Raw genomic sequence first — 16,506 nt, 5'->3', positions numbered from 1 at the left:
TCTCTATTGACCTCCTAATTTGACAATTTCATCTAAAATCTGAGCTTTTTGCTTTGGATCTAAGATATAACGAAATTGTTCTAATAACTGTTCTTTCTTCATTCTTTTTGCATTTTTTCCAATCGTATCAATATAATCATCAATTGCTTGCTCTTCATATTTTTCAGGTAATGATGATTGAGCAATTTCTACCACAGTTTGTACCAAATCTTCTTTTTGTATACTATTAATCAAATCAGCAATTTCTAAATGATTATGATGACGATAATAGTCAATAATATAAGAAGCAATGATACGATATTGATCATTGTACATAAAACCAGCTTTGGCTTCATATTTCAATGCAACATTTTTATGATTTAACATATAAAATAATAAATCATGTTCGGCTTTTTGGTATTTATCCATCAAATGTGCTGGCTTCTTTTTAGGCCTCACAGTTTCCTGATGAAACTGTGGCTGCATTCCATGAATTTGCTGATGAATCAAATCAGTCGAGAAACCAGATTGCTTGGATAGAACCTGAATATAATAATCCTGATCGATAGAATCTTTGATTTTTGCAATTTCATAACACATCTTTTCAAGATAACTTTTGCGGTCATCATAATTATGTGCATCAATTTTCTGATATTCAAATTCCATTAAAAACTCAATAGGTTTTAATGTCTTTTTTAAAGCTTGTAGCAGCCCATCTTTTCCCTGCTGCTCATAGATTTCATCAGGATCATGATTATCCGGCAAAACAATGATAGAAACCTGAAATCCAGCTTTTTCTAGTTCTCTGGCTGCTTTCCCCATTGCCGCCTGTCCAGGGGCATCTCCATCCAGACATAAGTGAATGGAATGGGTAATACGTCTTAAAGCTTGAATATGTCCCTTAGTAAGTGACGTTCCCATAATTGCAACAGTATTTTCAATACCTGCTTTATACATGGCAATAACATCCATAAACCCTTCCAGCAAATAGACAAAACCAGCTGCTTTGACAGCTTCTTTACATTGATGGTAATGATAAAGTGTTTCACCTTTGATGAAAATATCAGATTCTGGTGAATTCATGTATTTACTATCCGTTTGCGTCGGTTTATAAATACGTCCACTAAATCCAACCACTTGGCCCTGCTGGTTATAAAGTGGGAACATAATACGATCTTGAAAGCGATCAAAATGCTGACGTGATTCAATCACCAAGCCAGATTTCACCATATCAATTTCACTAAATCCAAGTTTTGAAAAAGCTGGATATAAAGTCTGATTGAGCGGTGCATATCCAATCTGAAACTCTTTGATTAACTCATCTGAAAAATGACGTTTCATCAAATAAGTTTTGGCTTCCAGACCAAGCTTTGTATTTAAATAATAACTATATATTTTCTGTGCTTCTTCGTGCATCTGATAAAGCTCTGCATTTTTCTTAGAAACAGGTGCCGAAGCGACATCAAGATGATATTCGCTCAAATCAATATGACCAATTTCGGCAACTTTTTTCACTGCTTCTATGTATGATATCTTTAAATATTTTTGCAGGAATGTAAAAACATTTCCTCCTGTCCCACACACAAAACACATGAAAATCTGTTTATCTGGTGAAATTGACATTGATGGATGCGTATCATCATGAAAAGGACATAATGCCACATAATTTCTCCCTTTTTTTTCTAAAGGAAGATATTCGCCAATCACATCAACAATATCAACACTCTGTCTGATTTCATTAATCTTTTCTTGTGAGAGACGTGCCATATATGTCCACCTCCATTAAAAACGAATTTTCTTTGTCATATAATCTACCAATTCATCAATTGGTAAACGAATCTGTTCCATTGTATCGCGATCTCTTAAAGTGACAGATTGATCATTTTCGGTGTCGAAATCTACAGTAATACAATATGGTGTTCCAATAGCATCCTGACGACGATAACGTTTTCCAATCTGTCCAGCCACATCGTATTCAACATTGAATTCTTTCGCAAGCATCTGATAAATGTCCATTGCTTTTTCACTTTGTTTCTTTGTCAAAGGAAGAATAGCAGCCTTAACAGGTGCTAATGCTGGATGCAAATGCATCACAATACGTGTTTCTTTTTCTAATGCTTCTTCATCATAAGCATCCGCAATAACAGATAAGAATAAACGATCTGCACCTACTGATGGTTCGATAACATATGGTAAATATTTCTGATTTGTTTCAGGATCTAAATATTCCAGATTTTTCTTTGAATATTCCTGATGTCTACCTAAATCATAATCTGTACGATCTGCGATACCCCATAATTCTCCCCAACCAAATGGGTAAAGATATTCAATATCACTTGTTGCTTTTGAATAGAACGATAATTCTTCTTTTTCATGATCTCTAAATCTTAAATTTTCTTTCTTTAATCCCAAATCTAATAAGAACTGCATACATTGTTCTTTCCAGTAATGGAACCATTCTAAATCCGTATCAGGTTTTGTAAAGAACTCTAATTCCATTTGTTCAAATTCTCTTGTTCTAAAAATAAAGTTACCTGGTGTAATTTCATTTCTAAAAGATTTCCCAATCTGTCCAATTCCAAATGGTACTTTTTTACGTGAAGTTCTTTGAATATTTTTAAAATTAACAAAAATACCTTGTGCTGTCTCAGGACGTAAATAAACAACACTTTTCGCATCTTTGACAACACCCATATATGTTTTAAACATTAATTCAAATTCTCTAATATCTGTAAAATCTTCACTGCCACAATTTGGGCATTTAATATGATGTTCTCTAATAAAAGTCATCATTTTTTCTGGTTCCCATCCATCACTATGGATATCAGGATCATACTCTTCAATCAACTTATCAGCACGATGTCTTGTCTTACAATGCTTACAGTCAATTAATGGATCACTAAATCCTCCAACATGTCCACTTGCTTCCCAGACACGAGGATTCATAAAGATTGCTGAATCTAATCCTACATTATATGGTGATTCCTGAATAAAACGTTTCCACCATAATTTTTTAATATTATTTTTTAGTTCCACACCTAAAGGACCATAATCCCAGGTATTGGCTAACCCATCATAAATTTCAGAACCCTGATAAACAAATCCTGAATTTTTTGCATGAGCTATTAATTTATCCATATCTTTACTTGCCATACTTTTACCCCTTTATCTTAATTATCGCTATATAAAATAGCAAAGACCTAGCTAATGCCAAGTCTTTCAATTTATATATTTACTTCGTATTTATACCCTTATAGTAGTCATTTGTCAACCAACTATAAGTGTACCTTATAAATATGTTCTTTCATTTAACCACTTTAAAATATGATTATACACTATCTTTTTATCTTTTTCAAATAACAATGCATGTCGCTGATTTGGAAAAATTTCAAAAGTCAAATCACGAATAGGAACATTTTTATATTTTTCAACTAAACTTTTTATATTTTGAGACATCGGATCTGCTTCTCCTACTGCAATATATAACGAAAGATAAGACGGTATATTCATAATCACTTTTTCAGTATTCACTTCTTTAATCATATGAATAATGTCACGATATCCCTGAACAGTATAAACAAAATGTGTCATAGGATCATCCAGGAATTTTCTTTTTTCTTGTTCATCACTCGTTAACCAATCCATCTCCTTGGTCATATGAATCTGCTTATTTAAATGATGGCGAACATATCGTGAATACTGCTGAGCTTTATGAAGTGGTCCTTTCCATATTTTCAATAAACGTAAATAAGCTTTTTTTAGATAAAAGAAATCAATTTTTGATGGTGTTCCCAATAACAAAGCACCTTCTATAAAATCACCAAAAACGCTCATATATTGGCGAATCAAAACCGATCCCAAATCTACACCCAACATGAAATAAGGCGAATCAGGATAAGTTTCTCTGATAATCATTTGTAAATGATGCATATCTTCAATCAAATGCATCGGTCCATCATGTTCTCCAAAATATCCCTGTTCAAAATCAATTAAAGAACGTCCATGTCCTGCAAAATCACTGACCACAACCACAAATCCTCGAGCTGCCAAAAATGAAGCAAAATGTTCATAGCGATCCGCATGCTCTCCCAAACCATGATGAATCTGAACAATACCCTTGATACGCAATACCACTTCTGGTTCATAAACATAATATCGAATACTAATATGCATAGATGATGTATATGTGGCTGTACGTTTCATATTATGTCCTCCTTTTCAATGGTCGAGATTGTCCTTTAGGTTTAATGAGACATTTCTTATTAAAACCTATCAAATCTGTTCTTTTGGCAAGCACCAAAGCTTCATAAACCAAATGATAATTCTGTGGGCGACGATATTGCATCAAGGCACGTTGCATAGCTTTTTCTTTTGGTGTTTTCGCAACATAGACCTCACTCATATCTCGTGGGTCTAATCCTGTATAATACATCGCAGTTGACAAAGTTCCTGGTGTTGGATAAAAATCCTGTACCTGTTCAGGTTGATGATGAATATCTCTTAGATATTCTGCTAGTTCAATCGCACTATTTAAATCACTACCAGGATGGGATGACATTAAATAAGGAACAAGATACTGGTTTTTATGCATTTCCTGATTCAATTTGGTATATTTTTCAACAAATTCTTCATAAAGTTCACGATGTGGCTTCCCCATTTTATCTAAGACCTGATTACTGATATGTTCAGGTGCAACTTTAAGTTGTCCACTGATATGATGGGCTACGAGTTCTTTAAAGAAAGTATCATCCTGATCATACATCAGATAATCATAACGAATACCAGAGCGAACAAAAACTTTTTTCACACCCTCTAAATTTCTAAGTTTTTTAAGCAAAGAGAGATAATCGCTATGATCAACTCTTAATTGACGACATGGTTTTGGCCACAAACATTGTCTTGTTGGACAAGCGCCATGTTGACTTTGTTTTTCACAACTTGGAAATCTAAAATTCGCTGTTGGTCCACCAACATCATGAATATACCCTTTAAAATCAGGTTCTTGAATAATCTTCTTTGCTTCTTCTATCAAAGATTCATGTGAACGTGCCTGAATAATACGTCCCTGATGAAAGTTCAATGCGCAGAAATTACAAGCTCCAAAGCATCCTCGATTGCTAATCAATGAAAAACGCACCTCTTCAATAGCAGGAATATAGTCATAGGAAGGATGATATGTACGCTGATATGGTAATGCATATGTATCATCAAATTCCATTTGTGTCAATGGACGATTAGGACGATTTTGAACAACGTAAAAACCTTCATAAGGTTCTACAAGTGTTTTGGCATTATAATGATCCGTATTGCGATACTGAATACCAAATGATTTGGCATAGGCCTTTTTATCATGAGAAATATCTTCAAACGATGGCAACATGATATAATCTTCAGAAATAGCTGAAAGATCTTTTTGTTTAAAAACAGTTCCATCAAGATATGTCAAATACTGGACATCAATACCGGCATCCAATGCTTCAGCAATCTCTATAATGCTGTTTTCTCCCATACCATACATTAATAAATCAGCATTGGCATCCACCAGAATAGACTTTCTGACTTTATCATCCCAGTAATCATAATGAGCCAAACGTCTTAAGCTTGCCTCAATGCCTCCAATCAGAATTGTCGCATCATGATAAGCCTCTCTGACTTTTTGACTATAAACAATCACTGCACGATCTGGACGATGACCCATTTCTCCATTATTAGAATAGCTGTCTTTTTTACGTCTTTTTTTAGAAACACTATAGTGATTCACCATAGAATCAATATTGCCACTGGAAATCAAAAATCCCAGTCTTGGCTTTCCAAAACGCTTAAAATCATCTAAACTGCGCCAATTTGGCTGTGCCAGAAAACATACCTTATAGCCGCGACTTTCTAAAGTTCTTGTAATAATGGCAGCACCAAATGAAGGATGATCCACATAGGCATCACCACTGATATAAACAAAATCTGGTTGTTCCCAGCCTCTTTCTAACATTTCTTCTCGTGTTGTTGGTAAAAATTGTCCCATATCATTTCCCCTTTATATGCTCATATTATACACTAAATTGTTTGATATAAAAATAAAATGTGTAGAAATTCTACACAATTTGATGAATAAAACGTGATGTTTTTAATTGAATCCCGGTATATTCTTCAATAAATGCCTCCATTAAAGGAACCAGAACATGCATAGCTTCAGGTGATATATGCAAATGTTCAATCGAAGTTATAGGGATTTTATGAATATGGCGAAAAGCTTTTAAAACATCTTTTGAATAAGGTTGATGTTGATTTAAATGTTGCTGGCAAAGAAAGCCTCCATCTTCCAAAGAAATCGAAACAACCTGTGGAGAATGACAAAGAACACATCCTTCAACATCTAGTGATACACCATTATGTTCGAGGATGAAAACATCAAAAACAAGATATACAATCAAAGGTAAATAGCCTAAGTCCAAAGCATGCAAAGCTCCATAGAGCATCTGATATTCTTTTTCCAAAGGCTGATTTTCCTCCACATAGCGGTAATAATATTCCAAAACATAATTACCGACAATTTCACTTTCCAAATTTTCCTTAATATGACGAAAATAGTCTAGAGGTGTAGCCTTAATTAAAGTACTCAACCCTTTTTTTAAATGAATCGTCAATTCACTTAACATCATATCCTGACAAGCACGTGCATTTTTACTTGTCACTTTTCTAATGCCTCTTGCTAAAACACTCATCTTTCCATATTCATATGTATAGACATGTAAAATCATATCATTTTCTTTATAAGGTGTTTTCTTTAAAATAATTGCTTCAACAACTTCCTCATGAATAGTCGTTTTCATCATAACCGAACTCTCTTAGATATTTCTGTTTATTACGCCAGTTCTTTTCCACTTTCACAAACAGCTCCAATGTGACCGGTGTCTGTAAGAAACGTTTCATTTCACGACGAGCATTTTGTCTGATTTTTTTAATCATGCTTCCCTGCTTTCCAATCAGTATCGCTTTTTGACTTGGACGATCCACAACAATGGCAGCCATAATATGAACGCCATCTTCATCTTCTACCATACTTTCAATCACAATCGCGACACTATGTGGCACTTCTTCATGCGTAAAATATAAAATCTTTTCTCTGATAAATTCTGCCATAATAAAACGTTCGGGGTGATCAGTGATATGATCTTTAGGATAGTACATAACACCTTCTTTTAAATCTCCCTTAATCAATTTAATCAACTGATCAATATTATCGCCATTTAAAGCACTAATAGGTATGATTTCCTTGAAATCAAACATGTCTTTCCACTCACTTAACTTTTGAACCAATTCATCTTTAGAAAGCAAATCAATCTTATTCAATAGTAAATAAACAGGTCCATCAGCTTCTTTTAAACGATTGACGATGAAACGATCTCCTCTTCCAATCTTTTCATTAGCTGGCGCTATCAGTAAAACAATATCGACACCATAAATACTATTTAATGCATTGGTATTCATAAAAGACCCCAAACCATCCTGAGGCTTATGGATACCTGGTGTATCCATAAAAATAATCTGTGCTTCATCATCTGTATAAATACCTTGAATTGTATTACGTGTTGTTTGAGCTGTTGATGATGTAATGGCCAATTTTGTTTTTAAAATATGGTTTAATAATGTTGATTTTCCAACATTAGGACGACCAACAATGCTTACAAATCCTGATTTAAATGTCATAAACTCTCTCCTATAAATGCACGTGGCATTAATTCTTGCATATTTGTGACTTCATAATAATCTTTGCACCCTAAAATAATAGGTGTCAATGGATTTAATAATTCAGATAAAACCTGACGACAGGCTCCACAAGGTGAAATCAAAGGTGAACAATCTCCTACAATGGCTAAAGCCACAATATCATCCTGACGATAGCCCAAGCAATACGCCTGATACACAGCATTACGTTCAGCACACATCGTTGAACCGTAAGCCGCATTTTCAATATTTGTTCCATAAATTTTCTGTCCATTTTTAAGCAGCAGACATGCACCAACCTTAAAATGAGAATAAGGCACATAAGCATTCTGTGATGCTTCAAATGCTGCATCTACTAATTCCTGATAATTCATAATCCTACCCTCTCATTATTTCCAATTCATTTAAAATCTTTTTTTGTAAAGAAAACATTTCCTTTTCCTCTTCTTCATTCATATGATCATAACCCAATAAATGGAGAAGACCATGTGTCATTAAAAAGCACATTTCACGTTTTAAAGAATGTCCATATTCCTGAGCCTGCTGGCAGGCATGATCATAAGAAATAAAAATATCTCCTAAACTTCTTGGCATACCTTCCACATAATATTGTTCATTATCTTCTAACGCAAAGCTGATGACATCTGTAGCACGATCAATATGACGATATTCACGGTTGATCTGATGAATTCTTTCATCGTCCACAATCACACATGATAATTCAACATCATCCTCTATCTGTAAAAGACGTAATGTTGTTTCAATAATTTTTGTAAATATTTCTTCATAATTATCCTGACATAAATGATTGTCATCTTCATACATAAAATCAATACTCATCTTCTCACCCTTTATCCTTTATTTTTCCTTTTTCCATTATAACACAATCGATATTCTTGTTCACTAACTTTGTTTGATGACTGACCATAATATAAATCTTTCCCTGATCATTTTTGAAAAGATAACGCTGAATTTTATTTGCTAATCGATTATCCATATGGGAAAAAGCTTCATCTAAAATCAAAACATCGTAATCATGACATAACAGACGTATCAAGGCTACAACCTGTCTTTGTCCTAATGATAAAGGATAACCATCTTCAGATAAAACAACATGGAATAATTCCTGTAAATTCTCCTGACCAAAAGCTTTGAGATAATTCAGAATCTTTTTTTCATCATGGCATAAAAAATTATCTCTTAAACTCATATGTAAAAAAGTTGGTGTTTCCGTCAAATAACCTATATGCTGATGCAAAGATGTCTGGTCAATACTTCTTAACTCCTGCTGGTTAATATAAATATCACCCTGATAATTTTCGTCAACACCCATCAATAATTTTAAAAGCGTAGATTTCCCACTACCTGTTGCTCCTTTAATCATAAGATGCTGAGTAATTGTGAGATCAATACGTTCCAATATTGGCATTTGATATCCATAGGCATAACTGACATGATCAAAACATAGAGATGTTATAGGCTGAATAAGTTCCTCTTTGGATGCTGATTCATGGACTTCAAAATTCTTATATTTCTCATAAAGAATTCCCAGTTGCTTATATTGACTTATCAAAGTGACAATATTTAAAACGGGCTGAATACAATAAGATACCAGCATATAAAACATAATTAACTGTCCCATTGTCAATTGTTGATGAGAAAAGAAATAAAACCCTAAAATCAAAACAATCCCATAACATCCATAAATCAAATACTGAATAGAAGCCTGAAACTGATTCAAATACAAATCCTGCTTTTCTTTTTGCAAAGCTTCATCCAAATAAATATGATAACTTCTTTCACGCTGTTTTTGAAACAATCCAAAACAGCGAATCAAAAAATGATTATCAATCAATTCTAATAAATGATGCTGTAAGGTAAAATGAGCTTCCAAATAATTCTTATGAATAAACTGAAATTTTTTTAAACGACAATAACTCATAATGCCGACAACCAGTAATGCAATGATCACAATCATCGTCATCCAAATATTAAATATCAGCATTCCCACTAGCAAAACCACAACAAATAAACCATCGAGAAAAAATCTTTCAAAGCACTCAAGACTCATTTGAACCAAATCAAAAAGACTCATTAATTGACTTTGAATCACACCATGTTCCTGATGAAAAAAATGATCTGATTGCTTTAACATATTCATGAATGATTGGAAGACATAATCTTCATCCATCGCTCTTTGAAGATGAATCATTTCCGTCATCTTGAGCTTTGATAAATAAGTACGCATACATTCAATCACACAATAAGCTACTGAAAGAGTCACCATATAGAAAAACGAAGTCTCCGTATTCATATAATCAATAAAAACCTGAAAGAAATAACTGCTACCATAACCAATAATTGCTATCCACAATCCTTTCAAAATAAGTGATATCATATACTTTTGATAAGCCAAAAACATGTCTTTTAAAAACTGTAAATAACTTTTATATTGTAATTGTGGAACACGACCGACATGCTTAATTACAATTACCCTTTGTCCATAATGTTCTGCTACTTCTTCCTGATACATGGTGACAAGCCCTTTGGCAGGATCTCCAATCGTATATTCATCATCTTTGATTTCATACAAAACAACAAAATGTCCCAAACCATCATAAACCATAAATAAAATACATGGGCACTGTACCTCTTTAGCAATATCTTCCAAAGTAGCTTCATAGGCTTTGGCCTCAATCTGATAACTTTTCAAACACTCAATCATTCCTTTAATGGTTATACCATTTTGACTTAATCTGGCCTTCTTCTTAATATTTTTTATTTCATCATGAAAATGATAATACTTTAAAATCATATCAATACAATAGGCCCCACACGCTTTTTCTTCATCCTGTAATTCTATTGGATATTTATGCATAGAAAAACCTCCTTACTTCTATATACGCAAAAAGTCAAGAGGTTTTCTTTTTTTATTATGATTTTTTCAAAACTTTTCTTAATTTTGTCATCAATTCATCCACATGTTCTTTTTCAATAATCAATGGTGGTAACATACGTACAACATTGCTTCCTGCAGTGACGACAATAACACCTTCATTTAACAATTCTTTAACAACAGGTTTTGCTTCTGTTTTTAAAACAAGTCCCTGCATTAAACCTAAACCACGATGTTCTACAACATTGTCAAACTCATCTACAAGTTCATCAAGACATTGAATCAAATATTGTGAAACATCCTGAACATGAGCTAATATATGATCTTTCTCTAAAATATCAAAAACTGTTTTCACTGCTGCACAAGCTAATGGATTTCCACCATAGGTACTTCCATGATCTCCTGGTTGCATCGCTGCTGCCCATTTTTCATTAGCAACAAATGCTCCTACGGGAATCCCACAACCAATGCCTTTAGCCAGACAGACAATATCAGGTAAGATATCGTATTGGAAATAAGTCATAATAGTTCCTGTACGACCCATACCACATTGCACTTCATCTAAAATCAAGCAGATATCATGTTCATCACAAAGTGCTCTTAACTGCTTCATGAAAGTTTTATCACATGGATAAACACCGCCTTCTCCTTGAACAGGTTCAACAATAATAGCAGCTGTTCTTTCATTGATTAAGCTTTTGACACTTTCAATATCATTCAAATCAGCATAGCGAACACCTTCAATCAATGGACCAAAAGCTTCCTGATAAGCAGGATTTCCTGTTAATTTCACAGAACCAGTAGAACGTCCGTGAAAAGAATGACGGAAAGAAATAATTTCACTATCAGCTTTTCCATGTTTTAAATAATAGTATTTTCTTGCTAATTTTAAAGCACCTTCTGTCGCTTCCGTTCCTGAATTACAGAAGAAAACACCCTCCAGCTGTGTGGCTTTTTTCACCGCTTCAGCAGCCTCAATTGCTACTGGAGTATAAAAATAATTAGACACGTGCATCAAAGTTGCAACCTGTTGTTGGAGAGCCTTGACATAATCTGGATAACCATATCCTAAAGAATTGACACCAATTCCTGAATAAAAATCCAGATATGCACGTCCTTGTGTATCATATAAATAAACACCTTCACCTTTTTCTAAGACAACATCATAACGTCCATAAGCCTTTAAAAAAGCTTTTTCCCCTCTTGCATACCAATCTTCCATATTTTATACCCCCTTTATATGCATTGCTATCTGTTCATACAAATCCACTGCAACTTGTAGAACCTCTTCATGAAAATTAAAAGTTTCCGTATGTAATCCACTCTGATATTCATCACAGCCCGTTCCTAGGAAAAAGAAAATTCCTGGTAGAGCTTTCTGATAAAAAGCAAAATCTTCAGCCAACATCAATGGCTCTTGCAGTTCAATAAAACGTGTTTGAGCTGCTAGCTCTTTCCACTGTAAATAAAGTTCAGGATGATTGATGACAGGTGGATACATTGGTGGACAACTCCACTCAATTTGACAGTCATAAGTTTTCATCAATCCATCATGAATAGCCTGAATTTCATTAGTTATTTGATGAAAAAGAGCCTCATCATAACAACGTAGTGTCCCATGCATTTGAGTTTGCGTTGCAACACTATTACGTGCCGTTCCACCTTGAATTTGTCCAATATTGAAAACAACAGGCGCAAATGGTGAAATATGCCTTGAAATCATTGTCTGATATTGCATATAGGCATGATGAGCAATCATAATACTATCGACACCATCCTGTGGCAATCCAGCATGCGCTCCACGTCCTTGAATCGTGACATCCATTTCACCACACATGGCCATTAAAGGACCACTTTTACAGGCAATGTAACCTTCTGGAATCTGTGGCATCAAATGCATCCCAAAAATCGCTTTAACATGATATTTTTCAAAAATACCTGATTCCACAACGAGTTTGGCAGCACCAGGTGATTCCTCAGCAGGTTGAAAAAGTAAAAGAATATTATAACGAAAAGCATATGTCGATTCTTTTAAACGTTTCGCCAATCCCAACAAAGCACTCATATGACCATCATGCCCACAGGCATGCATATAGCCAGGATGACGAGACACAAAATCAACCTGATTATGTTCTTCTATAGGCAAAGCATCAATATCACTACGAAATGCAATTGTAGATGGACAACCATAATCAATATAGACATATGTTCCTGTTTCCACAACACTTTCCCATTGATAACCCATCTTTTCTAATTCATGACGTAAATACTGTGCTGTTTGATATTCTTTTAAGCCTAATTCAGGAATTTGATGTAAATTCCTTCTCCATTTTTTGAGTTCATCCATAACTCTCACCTTAAATTTTTCTTAAATCATCCATTAACTGTGTTTTTTCTTTTGTTTCTTCAGTTTTTTCTTCTTTGATAATACGTGCAGGGTTTCCAGCTACAACAGCACCAGCAGGAACATCATTTAAGACAATACTTCCTGCCCCAACAACAGCACCTTTACCAATGCGCACACCTTCCACAACAACAGCATTGGCACCAATTAAAACATCATCTTCTAAAACAACAGGTTTAGCACTAGGTGGTTCAATAACCCCTGCTAAGACTGCTCCTGCTCCAACATGACAATGTTTTCCAACTTCAGCACGTCCACCTAAAACGGCACCCATATCAATCATAGATCCTTCACCAATTTTGGCTCCAATATTAATGACAGCACCCATCATAATAACTGCATTATCTTCAATTGTGACATTTTCACGAATAAAAGCACCTGGTTCAATACGTGCATTGATGTTACGCATATCTAACATTGGAATCGCACTGTTACGACGATCCTGTTCTAAATAAGTTTCTGTAATTTTATCTTGATGAGCTTCTAAATATTTTTGAACATCATCTAAATCACCAATTAAAACACGACTTGTTTCTGTCCCAAAGACTTTGATAGACTCATCTGTTGGCAAATCATGTCCATTGACATAAACCTTTACAGGTGTCTGTTTCTTCGCATCTCTAATATATTGAATAATTTCTTGTGCGGTACTATACATTTTCAAAATCCTCCTCATTGATTATTCCTTCAAAAACAGTTCTAGCTGGTCCTTCCATAAAAATACGACCATCTTCAAAACAAATATCCAAAGTTCCTCCCAGCAGTTCAACTTGTACTTTGGCATCACACAAATTATTAATATAACTTGCATACATCACTGCACAGGCACCTGTGCCACATGCCATCGTTTCCCCTGAACCTCTTTCCCAGACACGCATTTTCAAATGCTGACGGTCAATCACCTGAACAAATTCTGTATTCACAGATTCAGGAAACAAATCACTTTTTTCAAAATGAGGACCAATCTCTTCAATCGCAAAATCAAGATGATCCACATATGTGACGACATGGGGATTTCCCATAGAAACTGCTGTACAATCATAAATGTGACCAGCTATCTTTAATGGTTCATTCACCATCTGTTCTTTCGAAAAAAGACAAGGTATCTGTAAAACATCTAAAATAGGCTCTCCCATATCGACTTTTACAGATTGGACCTGCCCATTGTCAACACGAAGCCATACTTTTTTTAAACCACCTAATGTTTCAATTTCCAGATAAGTTTTATCAGTCAAAGCATGATCGTATACAAATTTAGCAAAACAGCGAATGCCATTTCCACACATCTTTCCCTCACTGCCATCTCGATTAAACATACGCATTTGAAAATCATGATGCTGTGAAGGTAAAATCACAATCATACCATCACTACCAATACCAAAATGTCGATCACTGATATGAGAAATAAAATCCGGTGTCATTGGAACCTGTTGATGAATTCCGTCAACATAAATGTAATCATTTCCCAGACCTTCCATTTTTGTAAATTTCATTATTTCCCCACCTCATCTTTTTGAAATATATTAACATTTTTTTGATATAATGAAAAGTCTTTTCATCGAATTGCATATATTAAAAAAGGTGAGACTATGAAATACATGTTCAAAAAAATCAATCAGACTTTATCTATATTAATTATTATTCTTCTTTTAATGATCATTCACTATCATATGTCTTATTAAAACATGTAAAAATAACGGCCTTAGCCGTTATTTTCATCTGAATGATCTTCTGTTTCTGTGTTTTCGTTATTATCTATTGTTGATGTTTCTTGTTGAGGTGTTGCATGTTCTTCGATTTGATCATGAGAAATATTTGAATCAGTTTTCTTTTTATTTTTCAACATAATAGCAATCACAGCAATGATAGCCAAAACAGCGATACCAATATAAACAAATGTCATATCCATACCTACTGATTTTGGTGACGAGATCACCAACTCATCAACATTGCTTCCATTGGCTGATAAATCCAAAAGATCAATTGTGACATTCTGTCCATCAACAGTTCCTACATTAGATGTTGCATTACCTGGCATTTTAATAGTCATTGTCATTTCAATACCTAAATTTTTAAGTTTATCAACGGAATATCCAGCCATTGTTGCTGATTCTGTATCCATCTGTTGTTTCAAATCATCTAGTGGCAAACGTAAAACAAGGCAATCTTTTCCATCTACCGTTTCTTCAGTGATGGAAGCCTGCATTTCCTCAGCCGTTGAATTCAACCCATCAACCTGAACACCAACCCATGTCGCATTATCAATACTTTCTTCAACGCCTGTAATCTTCGCATTCTCCATACCTTCAGTTGCTTGCAGCTGTTCTGTCAGCTGACTAACCATATCATCTTTTGTTGTCCCAGTTGCAGTTAGCATTGACTCTTCCATCAACAGCTTCATAGACCCTGTCATGCTTTTATCAGCATGAATTTCCAGATTGACATTCATTTTCATGCAGCCTGTCAAAACTATAACAGCCAATAGTATTGACAATCCTCTCAATACCTTTTTCATAAATAATGTCTCCTTTCCCTTATATACTTTATTGTATCATATTTCATTTATGATAGACATTGATTTATCAAAAAAACAAAAAATCGACAAACTTCATTGTTTGTCAATCTTAGAATCCTTGTAGTTCATCATCAAGCCAAGTATCCGTTTCAGAAAGCTTTCTTATAAAAATTCTAGCACTGTCATCAGCATATTTATTTTGATGAAATTTAAAAATCACTTCCTGTGAATTCAATTCACCAATAATCTCTATCTTTCCTAAAGGATGACTCATTGCATAACGTACAGCCTTACCAAATCCATTCTGATAAGATTTTGCTTCATCCACAATGCGAATACCTTCGCAAATAGGCACCTGAAAATGCCCTTTGACTCCTGTCACAGGACGACATTGGAAAATATAATAAGGAATCACACCAATACGTGTCAATCCTGATAACAGTTCACCTAAGACTTTTCCCTGATCATTAACACCTCGCATTAAAACAGTCTGATTACGAACTTGAATGCCACGTTTTTGTAATTCCAAAATAGCACGTATAGATTCAGATGTAATTTCACGCGGATGATTAAACTGTGTCACAACATAAATCATTTTCTTTGAAGTGTATTTTGTTAGTAAATCTAATAACTCCACATCATCATATATACGCTTAGGAAAAGTCACAGGAACACGTGTTCCAAAACGAATAAAATCCAAATGATCAATTGCTGTCAATTCCTCAAGATAACGCTGAATAATATGATTTGGATTCATAAATGCATCACCACCAGAAATCAAAACATTTGTGACTTCATGATGTGTTTTCACATAATCCACTGCCTCATCAACACGTTTATTCAATTCCTTTTCAGAATATCCAACCATACGTTTTCTAAAACAGTGGCGACAATACATAGCACATTGATTCGTTGGAAGCAAAAGAATTGTCTGCTGATACTTATGTTGAAGACCATCCATTTTGGTATTTGTTGCTTCACCACTCGTAT

At 34.4% G+C, this 16,506-nt stretch carries 14 protein-coding genes and 1 pseudogene; all 15 read right to left on the bottom strand.

Annotation, left to right across the window (positions count from 1 at the left end):
• Positions 1–3 precede the first annotated feature (3 nt).
• Positions 4–1,746 (bottom strand): DNA primase, encoded by a 1,743-nt coding sequence (dnaG, locus tag ACZYT4_RS09055; protein ID WP_463784857.1) that lies wholly within the window; start codon positions 1,744–1,746, stop codon positions 4–6.
• Between the two features lie 15 nt (positions 1,747–1,761).
• The gene (locus ACZYT4_RS09050; RefSeq protein WP_463784855.1) at positions 1,762–3,132 is read right to left on the bottom strand and encodes a glycine--tRNA ligase; all 1,371 of its coding nucleotides are present in this window, start codon (positions 3,130–3,132) and stop codon (positions 1,762–1,764) included.
• Between the two features lie 135 nt (positions 3,133–3,267).
• On the bottom strand, positions 3,268–4,182 hold the full coding sequence (locus ACZYT4_RS09045) for an alpha/beta fold hydrolase (protein ID WP_463784853.1): 915 nt from the start codon (positions 4,180–4,182) through the stop codon (positions 3,268–3,270).
• Between the two features lies 1 nt (position 4,183).
• Entirely contained in the window at positions 4,184–5,998 is a 1,815-nt protein-coding gene (locus ACZYT4_RS09040; protein ID WP_463784851.1) for a YgiQ family radical SAM protein, read from the bottom strand.
• Between the two features lie 70 nt (positions 5,999–6,068).
• Positions 6,069–6,809 (bottom strand): DNA repair protein RecO, encoded by a 741-nt coding sequence (recO, locus tag ACZYT4_RS09035; protein ID WP_463784850.1) that lies wholly within the window; start codon positions 6,807–6,809, stop codon positions 6,069–6,071.
• Complete coding sequence (gene era, locus ACZYT4_RS09030; RefSeq protein ID WP_463784848.1) at positions 6,787–7,683, bottom strand: GTPase Era; 897 nt, start codon at positions 7,681–7,683, stop codon at positions 6,787–6,789. The genes recO and era overlap by 23 nt, the downstream gene beginning before the upstream one ends.
• Complete coding sequence (gene cdd, locus ACZYT4_RS09025; RefSeq protein WP_463784847.1) at positions 7,680–8,075, bottom strand: cytidine deaminase; 396 nt, start codon at positions 8,073–8,075, stop codon at positions 7,680–7,682. Before cdd ends, era begins: the two co-directional genes overlap by 4 nt.
• 4 nt (positions 8,076–8,079) lie before the next feature.
• Positions 8,080–8,541: an rRNA maturation RNase YbeY gene (ybeY, locus tag ACZYT4_RS09020; RefSeq protein WP_463784845.1), complete on the bottom strand. Its 462-nt coding sequence runs from the start codon at positions 8,539–8,541 to the stop codon at positions 8,080–8,082.
• 4 nt (positions 8,542–8,545) lie between these two features.
• Complete coding sequence (locus ACZYT4_RS09015) at positions 8,546–10,579, bottom strand: peptidase domain-containing ABC transporter (RefSeq protein WP_463784841.1); 2,034 nt, start codon at positions 10,577–10,579, stop codon at positions 8,546–8,548.
• A 55-nt stretch (positions 10,580–10,634) separates the two neighbouring features.
• Complete coding sequence (locus ACZYT4_RS09010) at positions 10,635–11,819, bottom strand: aspartate aminotransferase family protein (RefSeq protein ID WP_463784840.1); 1,185 nt, start codon at positions 11,817–11,819, stop codon at positions 10,635–10,637.
• 3 nt (positions 11,820–11,822) lie between these two features.
• Positions 11,823–12,944, bottom strand: a complete 1,122-nt coding sequence (locus tag ACZYT4_RS09005; protein WP_463784838.1) for a M20 metallopeptidase family protein — start codon at positions 12,942–12,944, stop codon at positions 11,823–11,825.
• A 10-nt stretch (positions 12,945–12,954) separates the two neighbouring features.
• A complete protein-coding gene (dapD, locus tag ACZYT4_RS09000; protein ID WP_463784836.1) occupies positions 12,955–13,659 on the bottom strand; it encodes a 2,3,4,5-tetrahydropyridine-2,6-dicarboxylate N-acetyltransferase in 705 nt (234 codons plus the stop codon).
• The gene (dapF, locus tag ACZYT4_RS08995; RefSeq protein ID WP_463784835.1) at positions 13,652–14,494 is read right to left on the bottom strand and encodes a diaminopimelate epimerase; all 843 of its coding nucleotides are present in this window, start codon (positions 14,492–14,494) and stop codon (positions 13,652–13,654) included. Before dapF ends, dapD begins: the two co-directional genes overlap by 8 nt.
• A gap of 209 nt (positions 14,495–14,703) precedes the next feature.
• The gene (locus ACZYT4_RS08990) at positions 14,704–15,516 is read right to left on the bottom strand and encodes an LppM family (lipo)protein (protein ID WP_463784832.1); all 813 of its coding nucleotides are present in this window, start codon (positions 15,514–15,516) and stop codon (positions 14,704–14,706) included.
• A gap of 109 nt (positions 15,517–15,625) precedes the next feature.
• Positions 15,626–16,501, bottom strand: a pseudogene (locus ACZYT4_RS08985) (KamA family radical SAM protein); the annotation flags it as partial.
• Positions 16,502–16,506 lie beyond the last annotated feature (5 nt).

The organism is Massilimicrobiota sp. mt181, from assembly GCF_055420065.1.
This window is presented reverse-complemented; position numbering and strand designations above follow the sequence as displayed.